The organism is uncultured Aquimarina sp., from assembly GCF_947492965.1.
GTDB lineage: Bacteria > Bacteroidota > Bacteroidia > Flavobacteriales > Flavobacteriaceae > Aquimarina.
The window spans coordinates 266421-284958 of record NZ_CANLOZ010000003.1; the positions used below are offsets into that span (position 1 = coordinate 266421).

General features: G+C 34.8%; 15 protein-coding genes. 9 read left to right on the forward strand and 6 right to left on the reverse strand.

Translation table 11 applies throughout. The annotated features are described in order from the left end of the window. Positions 1-84 precede the first annotated feature (84 nt). Positions 85-1632 (forward strand): thiol-activated cytolysin family protein, encoded by a 1548-nt coding sequence (locus tag Q1B37_RS09265; protein ID WP_299898139.1) that lies wholly within the window; start codon positions 85-87, stop codon positions 1630-1632. A 143-nt stretch (positions 1633-1775) separates the two neighbouring features. Here Q1B37_RS09265 and Q1B37_RS09270 read toward each other — a convergent pair whose 3' ends face one another. From Q1B37_RS09270 to Q1B37_RS09280, 3 genes are all read right to left on the reverse strand, one after another. Further along, positions 1776-3158 (reverse strand): hypothetical protein, encoded by a 1383-nt coding sequence (locus Q1B37_RS09270; protein WP_299605524.1) that lies wholly within the window; start codon positions 3156-3158, stop codon positions 1776-1778. Positions 3159-3574: 416 nt separating this feature from the next. Further along, positions 3575-7960: a DNA polymerase III subunit alpha gene (dnaE, locus tag Q1B37_RS09275; protein ID WP_299898141.1), complete on the reverse strand. Its 4386-nt coding sequence runs from the start codon at positions 7958-7960 to the stop codon at positions 3575-3577. A gap of 231 nt (positions 7961-8191) precedes the next feature. Then, positions 8192-9073: a DUF6252 family protein gene (locus Q1B37_RS09280; protein WP_299605528.1), complete on the reverse strand. Its 882-nt coding sequence runs from the start codon at positions 9071-9073 to the stop codon at positions 8192-8194. Positions 9074-9440: 367 nt separating this feature from the next. Here Q1B37_RS09280 and Q1B37_RS09285 point away from each other — a divergent pair, with 367 nt between their 5' ends. From Q1B37_RS09285 to Q1B37_RS09295, 3 genes are read left to right on the forward strand one after another with little or no spacing between them, the layout of a single operon-like run. Beyond that, positions 9441-9974 carry a 30S ribosomal protein S16 gene (locus Q1B37_RS09285; RefSeq protein WP_299605531.1) on the forward strand — a complete coding sequence of 178 codons (534 nt, stop codon included), beginning with the start codon at positions 9441-9443 and terminating at the stop codon, positions 9972-9974. A 14-nt stretch (positions 9975-9988) separates the two neighbouring features. Further along, complete coding sequence (gene rimM, locus Q1B37_RS09290) at positions 9989-10513, forward strand: ribosome maturation factor RimM (RefSeq protein ID WP_299605534.1); 525 nt, start codon at positions 9989-9991, stop codon at positions 10511-10513. A 4-nt stretch (positions 10514-10517) separates the two neighbouring features. Next, the gene (locus tag Q1B37_RS09295) at positions 10518-11231 is read left to right on the forward strand and encodes a methyltransferase (RefSeq protein ID WP_299898143.1); all 714 of its coding nucleotides are present in this window, start codon (positions 10518-10520) and stop codon (positions 11229-11231) included. A 104-nt stretch (positions 11232-11335) separates the two neighbouring features. Here the strand turns inward: Q1B37_RS09295 and Q1B37_RS09300 are convergent, their stop codons facing one another. Next, positions 11336-11647 carry a hypothetical protein gene (locus tag Q1B37_RS09300; RefSeq protein ID WP_299605540.1) on the reverse strand — a complete coding sequence of 104 codons (312 nt, stop codon included), beginning with the start codon at positions 11645-11647 and terminating at the stop codon, positions 11336-11338. A 439-nt stretch (positions 11648-12086) separates the two neighbouring features. Here Q1B37_RS09300 and Q1B37_RS09305 point away from each other — a divergent pair, with 439 nt between their 5' ends. Then, a complete protein-coding gene (locus Q1B37_RS09305) occupies positions 12087-13265 on the forward strand; it encodes an acyl-CoA dehydrogenase family protein (RefSeq protein ID WP_299898145.1) in 1179 nt (392 codons plus the stop codon). Positions 13266-13391: 126 nt separating this feature from the next. On the opposite strand, the gene Q1B37_RS09310 is transcribed toward Q1B37_RS09305, so the two are convergent. Together Q1B37_RS09310 and Q1B37_RS09315 are read right to left on the reverse strand one after the other, a co-directional pair. Next, positions 13392-14780 (reverse strand): aminotransferase class V-fold PLP-dependent enzyme, encoded by a 1389-nt coding sequence (locus Q1B37_RS09310; protein ID WP_299898147.1) that lies wholly within the window; start codon positions 14778-14780, stop codon positions 13392-13394. Between the two features lie 16 nt (positions 14781-14796). Continuing rightward, positions 14797-15432, reverse strand: a complete 636-nt coding sequence (locus tag Q1B37_RS09315; RefSeq protein ID WP_299898149.1) for a LysE family translocator — start codon at positions 15430-15432, stop codon at positions 14797-14799. A gap of 154 nt (positions 15433-15586) precedes the next feature. Between Q1B37_RS09315 and Q1B37_RS09320 the strand changes: the two genes are divergently transcribed. Genes Q1B37_RS09320 through Q1B37_RS09335 form a run of 4 tightly spaced genes read left to right on the forward strand, consistent with a single transcriptional unit; the run spans position 15587 to position 18530 of the window. After that, positions 15587-16009: an Lrp/AsnC family transcriptional regulator gene (locus tag Q1B37_RS09320; protein ID WP_299898151.1), complete on the forward strand. Its 423-nt coding sequence runs from the start codon at positions 15587-15589 to the stop codon at positions 16007-16009. A gap of 60 nt (positions 16010-16069) precedes the next feature. After that, entirely contained in the window at positions 16070-16747 is a 678-nt protein-coding gene (locus tag Q1B37_RS09325; RefSeq protein ID WP_299898153.1) for a glycerophosphodiester phosphodiesterase family protein, read from the forward strand. Further along, positions 16747-17961 carry an NAD(P)/FAD-dependent oxidoreductase gene (locus tag Q1B37_RS09330; protein ID WP_299898155.1) on the forward strand — a complete coding sequence of 405 codons (1215 nt, stop codon included), beginning with the start codon at positions 16747-16749 and terminating at the stop codon, positions 17959-17961. Before Q1B37_RS09325 ends, Q1B37_RS09330 begins: the two co-directional genes overlap by 1 nt. Positions 17962-17972: 11 nt before the next feature. Continuing rightward, the gene (locus Q1B37_RS09335; RefSeq protein ID WP_299898157.1) at positions 17973-18530 is read left to right on the forward strand and encodes a DUF1697 domain-containing protein; all 558 of its coding nucleotides are present in this window, start codon (positions 17973-17975) and stop codon (positions 18528-18530) included. Positions 18531-18538: the final 8 nt, after the last annotated feature.

The window sequence follows — 18538 nt, forward strand, 5'->3', positions numbered from 1 at the left end:
TCCATGCTTTGTCCATGACTGAAATTAGGACTAAAAACGCTTTGCCAGTAGTTTTGGATCGTTGAATCATTAAAAAGAAAACTCATGAAAACTTCAATCTTAAAAATGCCCCAAGCATTTATATTAATTAGTTTGATTTATACTTGCATAGCATGCAGCTCTTGTAGTAAAGATGAAGATAGTTTGCCTTCCGAACCAGTAAATCCAGAAGCAAATACAATCAATGAATTCATTAATAATTTGGAATATAATCCAAGTGAATTGTTAGGGGTTGAAGAAACTGGAGGGGAAGCATTGCTCAAAACACCTGGTGGGACCAATACAGATGAGTCATTTGATTCTGGAATAGAAACTACTTGTGTGAGCGTGAATTATAACCTAAAAGCCAATTTTGAAGATGTGGCAATCCTTCGTCCAACAAATGGTGTTGTTTGGCCAGGAGCATTGGTAGTTGGAAATCAAACTATGCGAGATGGTCTTCCAGAGGCTTTTACTTTAGGTAGAGCACCAATGACTATACGATTAGATTTACCAGGCATTGGGGAAGCAGGGAATATTAGAGTAGAGGATCCCAGGAATTCTAATGTGCAATCCAAGATCGATGAGGCTTTAGAATATTGGAATACAAATGCATATCAAGAAGGGTATGTAAACCCTTCGAACTCCTCTTACTCAGCCAGTACTTCTTATAGTTCTAAGCAGATGAGTCTGGAAGTTGGAATGAATACGGAATGGGCAACGGGAGATGTTTCTGCACAATTTAATTATGAAACTACAAGTACCAATAGAGTAGCTGTTATGGTGTTTAAACAAGTTTTTTACACAATTACTATGGATACTCCTGAAAATCCTTCGAGTGTATTTAGAGCTGACGTGCCATTATCACGAATCGAAAATGCATTTAATTCTGCAACACCACCCGCGTACGTGCACTCTGTAAATTATGGTAGAATAATTATGTTTAGAATGGAGACTACAGCAGAAGCTACGGAATCAGAACTCACAGGAGCTTTTAATTATGCAAGTGGTGTGACTAATGCATCTGGTGATGTAGAGGCTAAGTATAAAGAAATTTTAAATGAATCTACTATCACTACGGTAACAATAGGAGGGAACGCTTCTGTGGCTTCTGAGGCCGTTTCTGCACAAAACTTTGGTGATTTACAATCTATTATCAAAGGAGAAAATGCTGTGTATAGTAGAAATAATCCAGGGCTTCCAATTGCTTATACCATTAGATTTTTAAAGGATAATAGTTTAGCAAAAATGGGATATAGTACGGATTATGTTGCATTAAATTGTACTACAGCAAAGCGTGTGCATAATCGAATAGTATTTAAAAATACAGTGGTAGATAATTTTAGAATAGGAATTGAATATAAACTAAAGGAAGGTGCAAGTGTACCATACGATGAAATTGTCTGGAAAGATAATAAGGTAGATGGTGAGCAGACTATCATTACTCCGCCAGATGGAGCTTATGATATCTTCTATTATGTAGATAGGGCAAAAGCAGGTACTGGTTACGAGAATAAATGGACGGATAACATTGGAGGATATGTTCACGCACATGAAGATTGTTTTGAATCCTACCGAAATTTCCTAGAAGTGAAAGTAAGGACTTGCCAATAAAAAAGTATTTTTTTTGAGAGTCGGCATCCTAGGTTGTGATTCAACAACCTGATGTCGGCTTTTTTGTATATTTCTATATAAATAAGAAAAAGCTCAGCGCTTATTGGTTGCTGAGCTTTTCCATAAGGTTTTAAGAGTTGCTATTAGTTATTTGTAGGTATTCCTATTTGAGTACCAATAACACTATCATCTGGTTGTGTAATAACGGGACAGTTAATAATAGCTCCTGTAGCTGTTAATAAATCTGATAAAGAATTAGCTAATGGGCTTGGATTAGCATTTCCTCTAAATGGGATCAAAGTCCCATCTGCTAATAGATCATTAATTTGATCAAAACTCTGTAGGATTGGACGTTCAGATTCTGGAACGGTAAATTCTGTTACGTGAGCATCCCACATCGGAGCATATCTTGTATCACTTGGATCTATAGGGAATGTATTGGTTGGATCTTGTACTTGTCTGTTACTTAAAGAAGCAGTATTTAATCCTTGTACTCCAAGTCCATCAGTATCTGTTGTTCTTCCATTAGCTGTTGGACTAAAGGGTAGCATAGATCCTCCTGGGAATAATCCAAATGTTGGTAGATTTGCTAATCTTGGTGCAAATACTCCTAACTCGATAGTTGCAGGTCCTGGATCTGAAGTATCAGTAACAATATGGAAGTAATATGGTCTATTAGCATGCCATCCATCAAGTAATTGCATAACAACTGAAGCTTGATCAGGTGCAAAATTTGGATTGTTTAAATCATCTTCTTGCTCTTGCTCGTTTCCAAGAGGGTTTGGTACTCTGTCATGAAGACCTGTACTGTTGGCTACTGGCTGCGCATTAATTACTACTCCACTAGGTAAGACAACATATGAAGACCATTTACCATCTGCAATTGCTCCTGGGTTTGCTTCTGCTGGAGGAAATCCGAATAGTAAACCGTCTGCTGGTCCAGTAACTAAAGATCTTTTTGGTGAAAAATCTACAGATCCTTCAAAAACAAGTCGCCCTGTTCTTGTAAAATATCCTTTTTGTTCCCCTCCAGATCCTATAGAGGCTGCCATTCTTGGTGCGAAAATAACACCAAGTTTTTTAGCCATCAGTCTGTCAGATACTTCTGTGATTACGTAGTAAAGCTCTCTCTTTTGACCATTTGGTAAAGTTTCCCAACCTTTAAACATAGGCAGTCTAACTGTGGGGCCTGCAGGAACTACATCTCTATCAATTCTAAAATCAATTCCCAAAACACTTGGTACAAAAACATTTTGTGCGTCTGTGAATCGTAAAGCTGGGTTAAAAAAGTTATAAGGAATTCCGCCATCTTTACGGATACTTGCTAGTAATATTTTAGCTTCTTTTAAAGCTCTAAATGATTGTAATAAGCCTTTTGATTGAGCTTCTTCTTCTAATGCATCTTCTGCAATTTCATCAGTGATCGTTTGATTCGTTTCAACTTCTAAAAGATTGTCATCATTGTTACAAGCCATAAATAATGAGGCGGCGAAAATACTTAAAAGTAAGGTTTTAAAATTTTTCATTTTTTGTGTTTTTAATAGTTATATTCTGAAAAAATCATTAAGAAAACAATTGGCCAATCGTTTAAAGTAATTAGGGTTTTAAGATCTTACATATTTTGAGACGGTATAAATATTTAATCTTACATCAAGGGGAATTTTGAATTTTAAAAAATAGTGTTGGTTTTGTAGATCTTGTGAATTGAAACCCTTTGAATTAAAGGGTTTTATATGAAAAAAGGCTATGATTACAAAATGTAAAAAAACAATGTTTTTTAGGAAATAATTAACTAGATCGCTTTAGTTTTTAAGAATCCTTAACAACTTGTAAGTGTTAGCTATCTAACACATTATGAGGTTTTTATTGGCTTTTTTATAGGAGGTATTTTCCCTTCTTCTTAAAAGTGTGGGATTAAAAACTTCAGAATTAAAGATCGTTTCTAGTTTAATTTGTAATACACAGAATCGCTCTCCAATGCGGTTAACAATTCTGGAGAGATGTTTACCTTTTGTTTTCTACTTGGCATATGTAACTTAAGTTTCTCTGCCATTTCGAAAATCACAAAATTTAACGTGTGATTTCCAGCATGTTCAGTGAGCAATTCTTTTAGCTTATCAATCCTAGTATCAGAAAGTTCATTAATATCTAGCTGAATTGTCAGCTTTCTGGCATAGGTTTCCATTACGTCGTGTAGTAGCTGAAAACTATTGAATTGTATTCTAGGATCTCCCTTTTTTCCCGTATCGCGATTAACCCAACCTTCTTTTATAAAAGCTTTTGCATACACGAAGGTGCTTTGTACTAAGAAGGGTCTGTGTTTTAAGTAATCTTCGCCAAAAATTCTAAACTCATGAGCAGTGTTATAGTCTTCTATGGTAAACGTGGCCCATCCTTTTCCATTTTTTGATGTTCGATGCTCCACACCTGTGATTACGCCACCAAAGGAGATCTCACGATTGAGATTGTTTTCTAGATCGGCAAAATTCAAAAGTGTTCCATTGCAGAAATATTTCATTTCATATTTAAAATCATCGAGTGGATGACCAGATAAATAAATACCAACTACTTCTTTTTCTCTAGCTAGTTTTTCCATAGTGCCCCATTCTTCACAAGGAGGAACAACTGGTTCTGGAATTTGAACATCACTAGATTCGCCAAATAAACTTACCTGAGATGAGTTTTCGTTTTCTTGATACTTAGATCCATATTTCATGGCTTTTTCTAAGAAAGTAATTCCATCTCCATCCTGATGAAAATATTGACCTCTATGCGTCTCTGTAAAAGAATCAAATCCGCCGGCAAGTGCTAAACTTTCAAAAGCTTTTTTATTAGCCGCACGTAGGTCAATGCGTTTTGCCATATCAAAAATAGATCTGTATGGTCCATCTTCTTTTCTGTTTTCTACAATAGTAGCCACGGCTCCGGTACCTACACCTTTGATGGCTCCCATTCCAAATCGTACTGCACCATCTTTGTTTACAGAGAATTTTCTATAAGATTCATTCACATCGGGTCCTAATACATCTAATTTCATACGCTTACATTCTTCCATGAAGAAAGTAACCTGCTTGATGTCGTTCATGTTATTGGATAGTACAGCTGCCATATATTCTGCAGGATAATGAGCCTTTAGATAAGCGGTCTGATACGCAATCCAAGCATAACAAGTAGAGTGAGACTTGTTAAAAGCGTAGGCTGCAAATGCTTCCCAGTCTTTCCATATTTTTTCTAATTTATCTTCAGCATGTCCTTTGGCAGCAGCTTGTTCAATGAACTTGGGTTTCATTTTATCCAATACTGCTTTTTGTTTTTTACCCATTGCTTTACGGAGTACATCCGCTTCACCTTTGGTAAAATCAGCAAGTTTTTGAGAAAGTAGCATCACTTGCTCCTGATATACTGTGATTCCGTAGGTTTCTTTTAGGTATTCTTCACAAGCTTCTAAGTCATATATGATCTCTTCGGTACCGTGTTTTCTATTAATAAAACTTGGGATATATTCTAAAGGTCCTGGTCGGTACAAAGCATTCATCGCAATTAGATCGGCAAAAACTGTAGGTTTTAGTTCCTTCATGTATTTTTGCATCCCGGGAGATTCATATTGGAATACACCAACCGTTTCTCCTCTTTGGAATAATGCGTACGTTTCTTCATCGTCAAGAGGGAAATTCTCAGGATCTAATTCTACACCATGTTTTGCTTTTACAATTTTTACGGTATCCTTAATTAGGGTTAATGTTTTTAATCCTAAGAAATCCATTTTTAGCAGACCAGCACTTTCTACCACAGAGTTGTCAAACTGCGTACAGTACATGTCAGAATCTTTGGCAAGCGCAACTGGGACAAACTTGGTAATATCATCGGGTGTGATGATCACTCCACAAGCATGAATACCTGTATTTCTAACTGAACCCTCTAAAACTCTAGCTTGGTTTAAGGTTTCGGCTTCGAGATCGCTACCTTCTGCTATATTAAGTAGTTCATTTACTTTTTCTAATTCATCACTTCTAAACTTCTTTTTTAATACCGCTTCATCTACACCAAATATTTTTCCAAGTTTAGACATATTTGGGATTAGCTTTGCAATTCGATCTGCATCACCAAGAGGTAAATCAAGTACACGAGCAGTATCTCGAATAGAAGATTTTGCTGCCATAGTACCGTATGTAATTATCTGAGCTACCTGATTGGCTCCATATTTTTCGATTACATAGTCCATTACACGTCCTCGTCCTTCATCATCAAAATCAATATCAATATCGGGCATACTTACACGATCCGGATTTAGGAATCTCTCAAAAAGTAAATCATACTTTATCGGATCTAAATTGGTAATCCATAGGCAATAGGCTACCGCAGATCCAGCAGCAGATCCACGTCCAGGACCTACAGAAACCCCCATTTCTCTTGCGGCTCTTATAAAATCTTCCACAATCAGGAAGTATCCTGGGTATCCTGTATTTTCAATAACTTTTAATTCGAAATCAAGGCGCTCATCAATTTCTGGAGTAATTTCTCCATATCTAATCTTTGCTCCTTTGTAGGTGATATGTCTTAAATAAGCATTTTCTCCTCTTTTCCCTCCGTCTATTTTGTCTTCTTCAGATTGGAACTCTTCTGGGATGTCAAATGCAGGTAATAATACGTCTCTTGCTAGTACAAAAGGTTCTATTTTATCCACGATCTCCTGAATATTCATGATGGCTTCAGGGAGATCTTTGAATAAGTTTTTCATTTCTTCAGAAGACTTAAAATAGTATTCCTGATTTGGTAATCCATATCGATATCCTCTTCCTCTTCCAATTGGAGTCGCTTGTTTTTCTCCGTCTTTTACACATAGTAGAATGTCATGGGCATTGGCATCCTTCTTTTCGCAATAATAAGTATTGTTTGTAGCTACTGTTTTGATGTTATGCTTTTTGGAAAAGTTGATCAAAACCTGATTTACTCGATTTTCATCCTCTTGATTATGGCGCATGATCTCGATATAAAGGTCGTCGCCAAACTCCTCGTGCCACCATAGCAAAGCTTCTTCAGCTTGCTTTTCTCCTATGTTTAGTACTTTACTAGGAACCTCTCCATACAGATTTCCAGTTAGTACAATGATGTCTTCTTTGTATTGTTTAATAACTTCTTTGTCAATTCTAGGTAGGTAATAGAAGCCGTCTACAAATCCAATAGAAGACATTTTGGCTAGATTGTGATATCCGTTTTTGTTTTTAGCTAACAAAACTATTTGATATCCATTATCCTTTCGGGATTTGTCTTTATGATTTTCGCAAACAAAAAACTCACATCCAACAATTGGTTTTATTTCAACTCCTGTTGGTTCTTCTCCATTTTCGATAGCTTCTGCATTCGCTGCTTTTACACTTTTATTGTGATTGGTAACTGCTTGTACAAAATGAAAAGCTCCCATCATATTTGCATGATCTGTCATGGCTACAGCTGTCATCTTGTGTTTGGCTGTTTCTTTTACCAGATCAGGAATACTGGTAGTAGATTGTAGGACAGAAAATTGCGTATGGTTATGTAAGTGAACAAAATTTACAGCATCCAAAGCCGCAATATTGTCCTTGATTTCTTGTTGAGAAATGTCAGAGCTTCCCTGTTTATCCAGTGTTTCTTGGATCTTTTGAGAAGCTCTTTTTAGATTAATATGTTGTAAACCTATTAATTCTATTGGTTCTGGATTAACACGTTTGAAGTTTTCAAAGTAATCTGAAGGAGCATCTAGCTCTTCTTTTGTGAAAACTTGCTTCCTGATTAATTCTAGAAAACATCGAGTGGTAGCTTCTACATCGGCTGTTGCGTTATGAGCTTCTCCAAATGCGGTTCCGAATAAAAACTCGTGTAACTCTGTAAGTGTAGGTAATTTGAATTTTCCTCCACGACCTCCAGGAATTTGACATAAACTTGCAGTAGTTTCGGTACAAGTATCAAGCACGGGCAACTCTTGTAATTGATTGCTAATACCAAGTCTATAAAACTCAGCACCCATGATATTAACATCAAACCCTACATTTTGACCGACAACAAACTTCGTTTTTGATAACGCAATATTGAATTTTTCCAGAACTTCTACTAGGCTAATACCATCCTGCTCGGCAAGGGCAGTTGAAATTCCATGAACTTTTTCTGCATCATATGGAATATTAAATCCTTCTGGTTTTACTAAATAATCTTGATGCTCGATACAATTACCCATTTCATCGTGTAATTGCCAAGCGATCTGAATACATCTTGGCCAATTATCAGTATCACTGATGGGAGCATCCCAACGCTTAGGTAAACCTGTTGTTTCGGTATCAAAAATTAAATACATAAAAATATGTTTCGAGAAAGTTTTGTCTTATGGTCAAAGTGATCATCAAAAATAATTAAAATGATGTGTTCGGTGATTGAAAAGTTATCCAGAATTATTAACTACTTAAGATTTCCTTTATGAGGAATCAATGAAAAGATTGTTTTAAGAAATAATGTAATATGCTAAAAATTAAAAAGCGTTCACTAAAATAAATTAGTGAACGCCTTTTTCGCTATAGTTGAGTTTTGATTAATATCCGTATTCAAATTGTCCTTCTGTTACTGCAACACCTGTTGTAGTCACGAATTCAAAAGTTCCGCTGATACATTTTGTTTCGGTATCATGAGATGTTATGGTAAGTCTACCCGAAACAGCTGATGCTTTATCATTGTATAAGCTATATGTCGCGCTATACTCTCCTGATCCTGTTAAAGAGTGCTGTCCAACCTCCACACTGATTGGGAAAACGATTGTTATTTCCTCGTCTTCATTACTCGCTTTTATTAGTATTGAAGGGTTGTTCACTCCAAAAGGAATTGCATCGTGATCATCAGTAATCATCTCGTTTCCATTAATCATGGCTGTTAAAGAAGCGTTTAAAAGACAAGGGTTGATTTCTTCTTGCTCTTCTTCTTCAGAGGTAATAATGATTTCTTCCTCTTCTTCCTCTTCTTCAGGTTCTGGTACAAAATTTTCTATAGGTAATCTATAAAACCATCCGTTTTGGAAACTCATTGATTTTCCATTGCTTCCTTTTAAATCTGTAAAATAGAAATTCCCAGAAACTAAATTGTCCTGGATTTCCGTAATTACTATTTGTCCATTATTAGCACCTTCTTCAGAAACGAACTTAGCATCGTTGTTTTCGAATGTTACTTGATTAATGGCTTGTTCTAATCTATAAGTTCCTCTTTCTGTAGAAGAAGTAGTGAAGCTAATTGATTCTGTTCCTGTGTTTCCGATGATTACTAATGTACCATCCTCATGAATGATTGCTTTTCTAATATCGGGTCTAAATAACTTTCCGTCTATAGTAGCTTGTAATCCTGGTGAATTTACTTCTATATCGGTACTACAAGAGCTGAAAATAAGGCATATAAATGCCAGGAGTAGGGTAATTTTTTTAATCATACGCTTGGGGCTTTAAAAAATTTAGAGATAGATAACCAACTATCAATAAATAATTTAATACAAACATATCACGAAATTCTGAAGAAAACAATTTTTTTGAAGATAAAATCATAATTTTTTACGATTAATAACATTTTAATATCGATGAAATACACAAAATTATATTTTATATCTAATAAAAGTAGGTATTTACGTTTCTCGTGAAACGTCTATAAGTCCGGTTAGAAAGAACAGTAAAACGTGTTAATTCTTCGATAGCTCTAAATTATTTAATGAAAGAAGAATAAGTTCGATGCTAATTTGCTAAAAATGATTACATTTGCGCACTTAATTATAAACAGGGTCGTGTACCCAAAAATTAATTTTTATGCCTGTTAAAATAAGATTACAGAGACATGGTAAAAAAGGAAAGCCTTTTTACTGGATCGTAGCAGCAGATGCTAGAGCAAAGAGAGATGGTAGATTTTTAGAAAAAATCGGTACTTACAATCCAAACACTAACCCAGCAACTATAGACTTAAATGTTGATGGAGCTGTAAAATGGTTACAAAATGGAGCGCAGCCAACCGATACTGCTAAAGCTATTCTTTCTTATAAAGGAGCATTGCTGAAAAATCACCTTGCAGGAGGTGTTAAAAAAGGAGCTTTAACTGAAGAACAAGCTGAAGAGAAATTTAACGCTTGGGTTCAGGAAAAAGAAGGATCCGTAAATGCTAAGAAAGATTCTTTAGCAAAGGCAGAGGCTGATGCAAAAGCAAAAGCACTTGCTGCAGAAAAAGAAGTAAATGCTAAGCGTGAAGCTGAAGCTGCAGAAGCTGAAGCTGCCGCTAAAGCAGAAGAAGTAGCTGCTGAAGCTGCTGAAGCAGAAGTAACTGAAGAAGCTAGCAACGAGGAAGAGTAGTTGCATTATTGACGATGAAGAAAGAAGATTGCTTCTATCTAGGCAAAATCGTAAGTAAATTTAGTTTTAAAGGGGAGGTGTTGATAAAACTTGATACCGATGAACCTGAAAGTTATCTAAAAATGGAATCAGTTTTTGTGAACTATAACAAAAATTTGGTTCCATTTTTTATAGAAAAAAGTAAACTTCATAAAAGCGATTTGCTTAGAGTAAAGTTTGAAGATATAGACTCCGAAGAGGATGCTGATGATCTAATGAAGGCAGAAATATATTTGCCACTTGACTTGTTGCCTAAGTTGGAAGGAAATAAATTTTATTTTCACGAAGTTATTGGTTTTAGTATTGTAGATCGAGCTTTTGGAAAAGTAGGAGTTATTACTCATATCAATGATAGTACTGCACAAGCACTTTTCGAAATAGACAGGGACGGTGTTGAAATTTTAATACCTATGAATGACGAATTCATTGATAAGGTGGATAGAGAACAGCGTACTGTTTTTGTAAATACTCCAGAAGGATTGATCGATCTTTATTTATAAAATAATGTCTAAACCATTTCATTTTAAACAATTTATGGTTCACCAGGATCGATGTGCCATGAAGATTGGTACTGATGGAGTGCTTTTAGGATCTTGGGTTCCGATTTCAGAAACTGTAAATACTATACTAGATATAGGTACTGGAACAGGAATCATTGCTCTAATGATGGCACAGCGTTCTCATGCAGGAACTATTGATGCACTAGAAATAGATGAGCTTGCTTATGAACAAGCAGTAGAAAATTTTGAAGCTTCTGACTGGGGAGATCGGCTATTTTGTTATCATGCTTCTTTTCAGGAATTCTTTCAGGAAATTGATGATGAGTATGATCTTCTCATTAGTAACCCACCTTTTTATAAAGATACCTATAAAACAGAAGATTCTAGTAGGGATTTAGCCAGATTTGAAGACGCATTGCCATTTGAACATTTATTTATAGGAGCAACTCATTTGCTTTCCGAGAATGGTAGGTTTGGAGTAATTTTACCTTATAAAGAAGAGGAAGTAGTAATTGAAATTGCCCATAAAGTAGGCTTGTATCCTCAAAAAATTACAAGAGTAAAGGGAAACCCATCTTCAGAAATTAAAAGAACACTTTTGTTATTTGGTTTTGAAGAGATGGAAGTAAAATTGGATGAGCTTATTATAGAGAATGAAAGGCACCAATATACTCCAGAATATGTAGACCTTACTCGAGATTTTTATTTAAAAATGTAAAAAAGGAGAGTCTAGTAGACTCCCCTTTCTCCAAATTCAATCACTCTACGTAGTTCAACTTATATTTCTATAAGTGTAAACAATCTTAAAGATTTTTAATGCTATTAGTTTTTACCGATCCAGTTTCCTTCTGCATCACATAATACTTCTACAGTCTCTCCGTCTTCTTTCGTAAGTTCTAGCTTAAACTCTGAAGCGTCTTCCTTAGCAGCAGCTTTATTGATGGTCGCACCTTTAAAATCTTTCGCAACAGCATCTAAAACAGGTTGCGGTAAATTTTCAACAGCTAATTCAATATATTTTTCTTGAGCAGTAATTTCTATAGCTTCATCTGAAGAAGTCACTTGAGCAGTGATATTACTAGTTCCGAATAAAAGTCCTAAAGCTACTACTGGTAATACAAATAAATTTTTCATTTTAATTTCAGGTTTTAATTATTTTTTATTTCGATACTTAAATAAGAGGAAGAATTATGCCAGAGGATTGATAATGCTTTAATGTTGATTAAATATCTGTAATACAGTGTTTTAAAACAAATGCTAATAATGTTAATAGTATCTAAAATGTGTAGAAATCAGATTGAGAATGCGGAAATTAACCACAAATTTATATTCAAAATAGATATGCAAAACGTATGATAAACGCTTCTCACAATTTGTTTTGTTTGAAGTAAGTTTGATCATAAAAGGATTAGAAGGATGATTGGGGAAAATCAAAAACAGCTTTATTACAAGGGTTATTAATAGATTTGACATTTTTTAATGCAAAAAGGAATAATCTGATATCTTTCTTGATTATTTTTTAATTAATCTCACTATTTTTGAATATATCATAAAAAAATAATCCATTTACGCTATGAAACCTGATCTTTTTGAAGCACCAGATTACTATAATTTAGACGAACTTTTGACTGATGAGCATAAGTTAGTACGCGATGCTGCGCGCAGTTGGGTAAAACGAGATGTGTCTCCAATCATAGAAGAGTATGCACAACGTGCTGAATTTCCTAACCAAATTATTAAAGGATTAGCAGAAATTGGAGCTTTTGGTCCATATATACCTGAACAATATGGAGGAGCGGGATTAGACCAGATAAGCTATGGGTTAATCATGCAAGAGATCGAACGAGGCGATTCAGGTGTTCGTTCTACAGCTTCAGTGCAATCATCATTGGTGATGTATCCTATTTGGAAATACGGAACAGAAGAACAGCGAAATAAATATCTTCCTAAGCTAGCATCTGGAGAATTTATGGGATGTTTTGGTCTTACCGAGCCAGATCATGGATCTAATCCAGGTGGTATGACTACCAATTTCAAAGATAAAGGAGATCATTATTTATTAAATGGAGCAAAATTATGGATTTCCAATGCACCTTTTGCTGATATTGCTGTGGTTTGGGCAAAAAATGAAGAAGGAAGAATCCACGGTTTAGTGGTAGAAAGAGGTATGGAAGGTTTTTCTACACCAGAGACACATAACAAATGGTCCTTACGAGCATCTGCAACAGGTGAATTAATATTTGATAATGTAAAGGTTCCTAAAGAGAACTTATTACCTGGAAAAAGTGGTTTAGGAGCACCGTTAAGTTGTTTGGATTCTGCTCGTTTTGGTATAGCTTGGGGAGCAATAGGAGCAGCAATGGATTGTTATGACACAGCACTTCGTTATTCTAAAGAAAGAATTCAGTTCGATAAGCCTATAGGTGGAACTCAGTTACAACAAAAAAAGTTAGCTGAAATGATTACCGAAATCACGAAAGCGCAATTGTTAGCTTGGAGATTAGGGGTGCTAAGAGAAGAAGGTAAAGCGACGACTGCTCAGATATCTATGGCAAAACGTAATAATGTGGAAATGGCAATAAAAATTGCGAGAGAGGCAAGACAAATTCTGGGAGGAATGGGTATCACAGGAGAGTATAGTATTATGAGACATATGATGAATTTGGAAAGTGTAATCACTTATGAAGGTACTCATGATATTCATTTATTAATTACAGGGATGGATATTACAGGTATTCCAGCTTTTAAGTAAAAATCAAAATAAATTTTCGTAATAATTACGCCTTAGTTTTCCTAAGGCGTTTTTTTATGAGATAGTTTTTATCACTCTCTAAACCTAAAATATTTATTTATGCAGGAGTATACTTTTATAATTGGTTCAGTTTTTAATTAGGTTTTTAGCATTAGTAAATATGCTGATTGTCTTTTCAATATCTTCTTTTGTAGTCATCCATGAGCAGATACTAATACGTATTACATCTTTTCCTTTCCAACGAGATCCACCGCACCAGCATTGTGAAGAATTTTGAACTGTATGTAAAACCAATTTTGTTTGCTGATCATTTTCACAGGCTATTAATACTTGGTTAAATACAACTTCATTCAGAATGATAAAACCATTTACAGATAATCCTTCTGCTAGCTGTTTTGCTTTGTTGTGAAATGTTGTAATCATAGTATCCATGCCTTCTTTTCCTAGGTATTTCATGGTAGCCCATAATTCTATAGCTCTGGAGCGTTTTGATAATTCAGGTGTATATAAAAGAGGATCTCTTTGATCGCTATAGGTAATGTATTCTCCAGAGGCTTGTAATGCAGATATTAACGCTTCAGAATCTTTACACATTATAATTCCAGAGTCGTACGGAGTATTTAAAGTTTTATGACCATCTACAGCCCAAGATGATGCTTTTTCGATTCCTTTCGTAAGATAAGAAAGAGATTTTGAGGCTGATGCCCATAGTCCAAATGCTCCGTCGATATGTACCCAAGCACCAGCTTTATTGGCTTGATCACATATGGTGTAAAAATCATCAAAACTACCAGTATTTACGTTGCCAGCTTGTAAAATCAAAAGAGAATGATTGTCTAACTCAGGAAGTTTATCGATTAATAATCTTCCTTGATCATCTGATGGTATCCAGCTGATATTTTCGTAACCAAAGCCAAGTATAGCAAGGGTTTTCTTTATACTAGCATGTACTTGTTGATGGGCGAAAATTTTAATTTCCGGAGCACCATTTATTCCTTTTATGTTGATATCCCATCCTAGATTTTTAAGTAATCTGAAACGTGCAGCTGCTAATCCAGAAAGATTCGCCATAGATGTTCCGCTAACAAAACCGGCAACCGTTTCATTTGGTAAATTAAAAATAGTTTTAAGCCATTGTTCACAAATTTGTTCTAACTTGGAGTTTATAGGAGATGTAAGAAATAATCCTCCACATTGATCCCAAACATCTGACAACCATTTTACTCCCAATGCTATGGGAACGGCGCCTCCATTTACAAAACCAAAATATCGTCCTCCTAGTTGTGCAATTGTAGCTTTAGAACCAACATCGTGTAATAGATGCATAATTTCCTCAGTAGAACCTGATTTTTCACTAAGAGGTTCATCGAACACGTTTAATCGTTTAATATTTTCGGGAGATGGAAATACATCCATCTTTTCAATCCCATCTATATAGTCATAAGCAAAGGAACGAGCTTTATCGAATAGCTTTTTCTCCGATAATTCTGTTCGCATTTGTTGTAAAATATCCATACTTTAATGTGATAAATTATTGTTTAGAGAAGGCTAATTTGATTCCAAGTAGTATAAAGGTAGTTCCTGTGAATTTATCCAACCACGTTTTTATTTTATAGTTTTTACGTATTCGATCAGATAGTTTGGCTGCAAAAAAGGCAAGAAAAAGACACCATATTGTTCCTGTAGTAACAAAGGTTAAACCTAAAATCATAAATGGGATATGGTTTTCTACAGCTTCAGGACTAATAAACTGAGGCAAAAAAGCAAGAAAAAATAAAGCTACTTTAGGATTCAGAATATTGGTTAATATACCTGAAACATAAATTTTAGAGTAGTTTATGTGATTTTCAATATTTTCATTTACTTCAAAATTTTGTACCGTTTTAGATCGTAATAATTGGATACCCAAGTAGACGAGATAAATAGCTCCAGCATATTTTATGAGCTGAAAGGCTAGGGCAGACTTCGCTAGTAATACTGATAAGCCTAAAGCTGCTGCCAAGCAATGGATCAAAGCACCAGTTGTTATTCCTAAAGCAGATAAAATACCCGATTTTTTTCCTTGGGATATGCTTCTTCCAAGGATGTACATAGTATCCGCGCCTGGTGTTAAGTTTAAAAGAATTCCTGCAAGTATAAAAGCTTCAAAGTTGATAATTCCAAACATGTATTACGGTTTTATGAAAATGATGTAAAGTAATAGTACTTTATTCTTACAGTGTAAATTTAGTTTTATCTTAGCGAGATGATATGTTGATTCGTGGGATATAACACGCAATTTCCTTCGAAAACGGTTTTTTAATATACAAAAACACTGGATTGTGGTGAAAGACGAATTAGATCGTAAGATCCTATGTTATTTAAAAGAAAATTCTAGAGCTTCTTATGCGCAGATAGGGAGACAAATTGGGTTGTCGGCATCGGCAGTTGGTGAACGAATTCAGCGTTTGGAAGAAACGGAAGTTATCAAAGGATATAGGACATTAATAGATCCGAAAAAGATAGGACTTTCTGTTTCGGCTTATATTCTGATGAGTTTAGAAAGTAAAAATTTCCATTCTTTTGTGGAGATTATGAAAGACTATCCCGAAATAGAGCATTGTAGTAGAGTTACAGGAGAGAATTGTTTGATTATGAAAATAAATGTAAAAGATAGTGGTCATTTGCAGAAATTTATCGATCGTTTAGCAAAACATGGAAACCCATCTACACAAGTAATTCTTTCGGATCTTATTACAAATTAAGTAGGATGTATTAGTGATAGTTTGACATTTTCAAATCGTATAATTTTAAAATAAAAATAAATGAAAATATTTGGGCATCGCGGAGCCGCTGGATTGGTTGCAGAAAATACAATAGAGTCTATTAAAGAAGCCTTAAATCATAAGGTCGACGGAATTGAAATAGATGTTCATAAATGTAAGTCTGGCGAGCTTATTGTAATTCATGATGAAACATTACAAAGAACAACTAACGGTAAGGGAAAAGTATCTGACTTTACACTGCAGGAATTACATAAATACACAACGATCGAAGGATACAAGATTCCTACGTTAAATCAAGTATTAAATTTGGTCAATACAACATGTGATATAAACATAGAATTAAAAGGAATAGGAACGGTGATGCCTGTTATAGAGCTTTTAGAAGATTATATTAAAAACACTAACTGGAAGCATAATAATTTTGTGTTATCTAGTTTTGATCATTCTCAACTATTTCAGATAAAAAGATCCAGTTCCGAATTTAATTTAGGAGTGTTAACAGAGAAAAATATATCCTCAGTTTTATCAGTAGCCGAAAGTTTAGAAGCCTATTCTGTTCATCCGCCAATTGCCATATTAACGGAAGAAGAGGTGAAGCTGGCAAAAGATAAGGGCTATAAAGTGTATGTCTGGACGGTAAATGATCCTGAGGATATTAAATCGTCAAAAAAGCTAAAAGTAGATACTATCATAACTGATTTTCCTAATTTTGCTTAATGCGATATGATCTCCTAATTATTGGCGGCGGAGCGGCCGGTTTTTTTACTGCAATCAACGTAGCTGAAAATGATCCAAATCTTACGATAGCCATTTTAGAAAGAGGAAAAGAAGTGCTTTCTAAAGTTAGAATATCTGGAGGAGGAAGATGTAATGTTACACATGCGGAGTTTGTTCCAGATCCTTTAAGTAAAAACTATCCAAGAGGCGAAAAAGAGCTATTAGGTCCTTTTCATACTTTTATGACAGGTGATACTATGGAATGGTTCGATAAACGTGGTGTTGAATTAAAAATAGAAGATGATGGTCGTATTTTTCCAATTTCTGACTCATCGGAAACTATTATAAATTGTTTTTTGTCTGAGGCCAGAAGGTTAGGAATAGAAATTCTTAAAAATCATGTGGTAAAAGATTTTTACTATGAAGATAAGGTTTGGAAAATAAGTACAAATCAAGGCGATTTTGAAAGTAAAAAAATGATGATAGCTACAGGAAGTAATTCCAAAATCTGGGCAAAACTTAAATCCCTTGGACTTCAAACGGTAAATGCAGTGCCCTCTTTATTTACATTTAATATAAAGGACAAAAGGATTAAAGGTCTACCAGGTATTTCAACAAATGCTTCCGTAAAGGTCAAAGACTCTAAATTATTCAGCGAAGGTCCTCTTTTGATTACGCATTGGGGAATGAGTGGTCCTGCAATTCTGAAGCTTTCGGCATGGGGAGCAATAGAGTTGTATAATTTTAATTATAACTTTGAAATCATTGTCAATTGGTTACAAGATTATTCGTTAGAAGAAACCCTTCATATGTTAAAGGCTTTAAAAAACGAGCACCCCAAGCAACAAGTTTCTAAATATGCTCAATTTAATTTGCCCAAAAGACTATGGCAAAGTTTAGTGTTAGCCGCAGATATTGGTGATACAACCAAGTGGGCAGATGTAAATAAAACACAACTAACTAGACTTTCTGAAGAATTGATTAAAGGAGTTTATAAAGTAGTAGGTAAAAGCACATTTAAGGATGAATTCGTAACAGCAGGCGGTATAGATTTAAGAGAAGTTAATTTTAAAACCTTTGAAAGCAAGAAATACAAGAACTTATATTTTGCTGGTGAAGTCTTAAATATAGATGCGATAACAGGAGGATTTAATTTTCAAAATGCCTGGACAGGAGCTTATATAGCGGCTCAGGCAATTACATCGAAAGAATAAAAGGACAACACATGAAAACTTATGTCGCTTTATTGAGAGGTATTAATGTTGGAGGTCATAACAAGATTAAAATGGCTGATCTTAAAGTTGCACTTCTTTCTACCGGTTTTGAATCGGTAACTACCTATATACAAAGTGGAAATATTGTTTTTAAAGCTGGATCTGAAAACATTAAAGAATTACAAGAAAAAATAAAGAAAGTAATCCAAAAGAACTTTGATTTAGAGATATCTGTTGTAGTGCTAACACAAAAAACTTTACAGAAAATTCTAACAAAAAATCCTTTCAAAGAGAGATTTAGTAATGACGAAGCCGAACTCAAAAAAATATATTTCATGGTCTTTTGTGATGCCCCAAATGAAAATGCCATCATAGAACTTAATAAGCTTTCGGTAGCTCCTGAAGAATTTATAATCACACCTGATGTCATCTATTTATATGCTGCAAATGGTTACGGAAAAACAAAACTTCACAATAATTTTTTTGAAAAGAAATTAGGAAATAAATCTACTGCTAGAAACCTGAAAACTTTAAGTAAGTTATTGGAAATTTGCTCCTTAGTTGGTTGATTTGTAGA